This is a genomic window from Nocardiopsis lucentensis DSM 44048, assembly GCF_000341125.1.
GTDB lineage: Bacteria > Actinomycetota > Actinomycetes > Streptosporangiales > Streptosporangiaceae > Nocardiopsis > Nocardiopsis lucentensis.
Map to the genome: position 1 here is coordinate 1 of NZ_ANBC01000426.1, position 4,464 is coordinate 4,464.

At 73.0% G+C, this 4,464-nt stretch carries 6 protein-coding genes; 3 read left to right on the plus strand and 3 right to left on the minus strand.

Annotation, left to right across the window (positions count from 1 at the left end):
• Positions 1-1,238 (minus strand): NAD(P)/FAD-dependent oxidoreductase (locus D471_RS0115070; RefSeq protein ID WP_040689780.1); only part of this gene is annotated, 1,238 nt, incomplete at its 3' end.
• 149 nt (positions 1,239-1,387) lie between these two features.
• On the opposite strand from D471_RS0115070, the gene D471_RS0115075 reads away from it, so the two are divergent.
• From D471_RS0115075 to D471_RS0115085, 3 genes are all read left to right on the plus strand, one after another.
• The gene (locus tag D471_RS0115075) at positions 1,388-2,191 is read left to right on the plus strand and encodes an SDR family oxidoreductase (protein ID WP_017599384.1); all 804 of its coding nucleotides are present in this window, start codon (positions 1,388-1,390) and stop codon (positions 2,189-2,191) included.
• 81 nt (positions 2,192-2,272) lie between these two features.
• Entirely contained in the window at positions 2,273-2,713 is a 441-nt protein-coding gene (locus tag D471_RS0115080; RefSeq protein WP_017599385.1) for a VOC family protein, read from the plus strand.
• A 77-nt stretch (positions 2,714-2,790) separates the two neighbouring features.
• Complete coding sequence (locus D471_RS0115085) at positions 2,791-3,153, plus strand: antibiotic biosynthesis monooxygenase family protein (RefSeq protein ID WP_017599386.1); 363 nt, start codon at positions 2,791-2,793, stop codon at positions 3,151-3,153.
• Between the two features lie 64 nt (positions 3,154-3,217).
• Here the strand turns inward: D471_RS0115085 and D471_RS0115090 are convergent, their stop codons facing one another.
• Positions 3,218-3,664 (minus strand): Hsp20/alpha crystallin family protein, encoded by a 447-nt coding sequence (locus D471_RS0115090; RefSeq protein ID WP_017599387.1) that lies wholly within the window; start codon positions 3,662-3,664, stop codon positions 3,218-3,220.
• 100 nt (positions 3,665-3,764) lie between these two features.
• Positions 3,765-4,464, minus strand: a 700-nt coding sequence (locus D471_RS0115095; RefSeq protein WP_017599388.1) for a nucleotidyltransferase domain-containing protein, incomplete at its 5' end; no start/stop codon positions are given.

Below are 4,464 nucleotides of genomic sequence, written 5' to 3' on the forward strand. Positions count from 1 at the left end.
TCGGCGCGGAAGGGCTCCAGGACAGCGGGGCGGACCCCCTCGACCAGGAAGGAGGCCAGCGCCTCGGCCGCCGGTGCGGACAGGGTCAGCCCGAGCATGGAGTACCCGGTGGCCACGTAGGCGTTGGCGTATCCGGGGAGGCGGTCGACGACGGGCAGGCCGTCGGGGGTGAGGGGCCGCTCCCCCGCCCAGGCGTGCCGCCGGTCCGTCCAGTCCGCGCCGACGATCATCGGCGCCGCTCCGCGCGTGATGGCGTCGATCCGGACGGGATCGGGCCGGGTGGGGCCGTGGCCGAAATCCATGCCGCCCGACACGCGCAGCCGCCCGCCCATGGGCGCGCACGCCACGTGCGCGTCGAGCAGCAGGGTGGACGCCCGGGGGAGCCGCTCGACGGACACGTCGAAGCTGTACCCCCGGCCGCCGACGACCGGGACGCGCCGCCCCAGCCGGGTGGTGAGCGCGGCGGCCTTGGCGCCGGTCGCGATCACCAGCGCGCCGACCCCGCGTTCCCCCGCCGTCGTCCGCACCGCGTCGACCACCCCGCCGCGCGTCCTGACGTCGGTCACGGCCACCCCCTCCTCGACCGGGACGCCGCCCGCGCGCAGATGCGCGGTCAGCCCGGCGACGAGACTGGCCGGCTCGGTCTGGACGTGGTGGCGCAGGAGCGCCCCCGCGCGCACGCGGTCGGACAGGGCCGGTTCGACGTCGCGCAGCTCGTCCCCGTCCAGGGCCGTGGTGGGCAGGTCGAAGCCCGCCTCGCGCAGGGGTTCGAGGGAGCCGAGGTAGGCCTGGACCGCGTCCGGGTCCTGGGCGACCGCGAGGAAGTCGGTCCGGGTGCGGGTGAACTCGACCCCGTCCTCGGCGAGCTGATCCAGGAGGGGGAAGGTACGGCCGCCCAGCGCGGCGAGCGCGCGGGCGCCGCGGGCGTGACGAGCGGGGGTGCAGTTGCGCAGGAACCGCAGGAACCAGGGGGAGAGGAGGGGTAGGGCGTCGGGTGCGATCCGCAGCGGGGCGTCGGGGTCGCGGAAGGCGCGGAGCGCGTCCCCGAGCAGGACGGGGTCGGGGACGGGCCCGGCCTGGGCCGGGTTGACCCAGCCCGCGTTGCCGTGGGAGGCGCCCGCGCCGGGGTGGCGGGACTCCACGACCGCGACGTCGACCCCCCGTCGGCGCAGCTGGTGGGCGACGTTGAGCCCGGCGACGCCCGCGCCGACGACGAGCACACTCGCACCTGCGGTCATGGTTCGGCTCCTCTCGGTCACGAAGGTCCGTGGTGTTGCACTGCCCGCGTGGGCGGTCGGGAAACGGGCCTCCGGGGTGCCGCGGACCACCTACTGAACGGTAGGAATGGAGGCTGTCCGCACCCGACCGCTCCTCGAGGAGACTCCCCATGGCCACCACCCCCTCCAGAACCGCGCTCGTGACGGGCGCGTCGTCCGGGATCGGCGCGGCCGTCGCCGCCGCCCTGGCCCGGCGCGGATACCGCGTGTACGGCACCAGCCGCACACCCGAAGCGGTCACCGCCCCGGTCCCCGGTGTCGAGTACCTGGCGCTGGACCTGACCGACGACGCGTCGATCGAGGCGTGTGCGGCCGCCGCGGGTCCGGTGGACGTGCTGGTCAACAATGCCGGAGAGAGTCAGAGCGGCCCGCTGGAGGAGTTGCCGATGGAGGCCCTGGAGCGGGTGTTTCGGACCAATGTGTTCGGGGCGGTGCGTCTGACCCAGCTCGTGCTGCCCGGGATGCGGGAGCGGCGGAACGGGCGTGTGGTGATGGTGGGGTCGATGTTGGCGAGCTTCCCACTGGCCTTCCGGTCGTCGTACGTGGCGACCAAGGCGGCGCTCAAGGGGTTCGCCGACGCGCTGCGCCGCGAGGTGTCGCCGTACGGGATCGGTGTGACGACGGTGGAGCCGGGGTCGATCAACACGGGCATCAGCGAGCGGCGGACGCAGTACGTGGGTGCGGCCTCGCCGTTCGCCGATGAGTACCGGACGATGCTGAGCGCCCTCAACGCCAACGAGGCGCGGGGGATCTCGGCGGACACGGTCGCCCGGACCATCGTGCGCGCGATCGAGGCGGACCGTCCGCGCCCGCTGTACGCGGTGGGCAGCAACGCCCCGGTGGTGTTCGCCCTGCGCAGGTTGTTCCCACGTTCGGTGGTGCTGCGGATGGTCTCACGCAAGCACGGACTGTGACACGGCCGCGGAGTGCGCGGCGGTGGCGGCGGCCTCCGGCAGGATGTGGTGGGCGGCCCGCACCGACCCAGGGAGTCCACCGTGAAGCAGCAGGTCCACTTCATCACTCTCGCCACCGCCGACCTCGACGCCGCCCGGTCCTTCTACTGCGAGGGGCTCGGCTGGCAGCGGCTCCTGGACGTGCCCGGCGAGATCATCTTCTTCCAGATCGCACCGGGCGTGGTCCTGGGGCTGTTCGACGCCGAGAAGTTCGACCGCGACCTCGGCGGAGCGGCGGGCGTCACCGGGACGACCGGCGCGTCCGGGGTGACGCTGGCGCACAACGTCGACAGCCCCGAGGAGGTCGAGGAGACCGTCGCGCTGATGATGGCGGCGGGCGGGTCGGTGCTCAAGCGCCCGCAGCCGGGTGAGTTCGGCGGGATCTTCCACGCCCACGTGCAGGATCCGAACGGCGTGGTGTGGGAGATCGCGCACAATCCGGGGTGGCGGATCGACGAGAACGGCGACGTCGTCTTCGGCTGATCCGCCTGGGGTGCGAGAGCGCCCGCCGGGGAACTGGCCTAGGTTTGGGGCCGTACCGAACAACGTGGAGGATGCGCATGAGCGTCGTCAAGTTCAACGTCCTGACCGTCCCCGAGGGCGCGGGGGCCACTCTGGAGGAGCGTTTCGCCAAACGGGCGGGGCTGGTGGAGAACCAGCCGGGGTTCGAGGAGTTCCAACTGCTCCGCCCCGTCGAGGGCACCGACCGGTACCTGGTCTACACCCGGTGGCGCTCCGAGGAGGACTTCCAGAGCTGGGTGAACAGCCAGGACTTCAAGCACGGGCACGCCCAGGCCGCCCGGGAGTCCGGGCGGACCGGCCACGGTCACGGTCACGGCGGTGAGGGAGCGGCCAAGCCGGCCGCGACCGGAAGTGAGCTGTGGGGCTTCGAGGTGGTCCAGCGGGTCTCCGGCAAGGCTTAGCCCGGCGCTCCGTCACGTGAGGGGGCCGAACCCGGTCGGGTCCGGCCCCGGTCGGGCACAGCGCTCAGCCCTTGATCTCCCGCTTCCGGCTCCCTCCGCCGGTGATGCTGATCCGGCGCGGCTTGGCCCTCTCGGCCACGGGGATGGTCACCGTGAGTACGCCGTCGGCGTACTCGGCGGACAGGTGGTCGGTGTCCAACTCCTCGCCGAGGTAGAGCTGCCGGGAGAACTTCCCCGAGGGCCGCTCGGCCACGACCGCGTCGCTCCCCTCGGGAACCGTCAACCGACGCTCCGCCTTGCAGGTGAGAACGTTCCGCTCGATCTCCAGGTCGATGGAGTCGGCCCGGACCCCGGGCAGGTCGAAGTGCACGACGAACTCGTCGCCTTCGCGGTAGGCGTCGATCGGCATGACGACCGGGTGGATCGCGTCACCGAGGAGCCGCTGGGTGATCCGATCGAACTCCTGGAACGGGTCTGTACGCATGAGCATCATGGCGACCTCCAGGTTCATGAATTGAACCGAGATACCCTCATATTCGCTTCATTCCAGAGACGCCCCGCGGATAAACCGCGTCGCCGCCTCCGGGAGGGGAGGCGGAGGCGTTCGGGTGTCAGGCGGTGGCGATGATCCGGCCGACCTCGGCCACCGCCGCCGCCAGGTCCTGGGGGTCGGCGGTCATCCCCGCGACGACGAGGTCGACCTCCTCCAGCCCGGCCCGGGACAGGAGGGTCTTGTCGTTGGTGACCCACTCGCCCCGGGCGGCGAGGACGGCGTGCGCGGCCTGCGACGCCGCTTGGGCGACCAGACCGGCGCACTGGGCCACCCGGCCGTACGGAGCGTGGTCGCGCTCGGCGTGGGCGAGCGTCGCGGCTGCCAGGCCCCGCCACACCGGGGGCGCGCTCGCCCGCAACGCCTCAGGGTAGTCGGGGCGGGGCAGGTCGCCGACCAGGACCCGGCCGAGGGCGAGTTCGGCGACGACCAGGTACGTCGGTATCCCGGCGAGGTGGAACACGAGGGGCTCGATCCCGAACCGCCCCCGCCGCGCCTCGGCCAGCCGGTACTCCACGTCGGCCAGGTCCCGGTAGTGCACGTCCACACGGCGCCCGTCGATCCGCAGTCGGGCACCGCCGTTGAACACGCCGCCGCCCCAGCCGCCGATCTCGGACACCTCTCCCTCCCAGCCGACGTCGCGCAGGGTCTGGGGATCGAAGGCGCCCCGGTAGTAGACCGCCAGGTCCCAGTCGCTGTCGGGCCGGTGGGAGCCCTGGGCCCGGGAGCCGCCGAGGCTCACCGCGCTGACGGCGGGGGGG

Bases quoted from the DNA above. Each gene is read 5' to 3' on its own strand.
- D471_RS0115090 (WP_017599387.1), bottom strand. From the start codon at position 3,664: ATGAACCTGGAGGTCGCCATGATGCTCATGCGTACAGACCCGTTCCAG.
- D471_RS0115085 (WP_017599386.1), top strand. From the start codon at position 2,791: ATGAGCGTCGTCAAGTTCAACGTCCTGACCGTCCCCGAGGGCGCGGGG.
- D471_RS0115075 (WP_017599384.1), top strand. From the start codon at position 1,388: ATGGCCACCACCCCCTCCAGAACCGCGCTCGTGACGGGCGCGTCGTCC.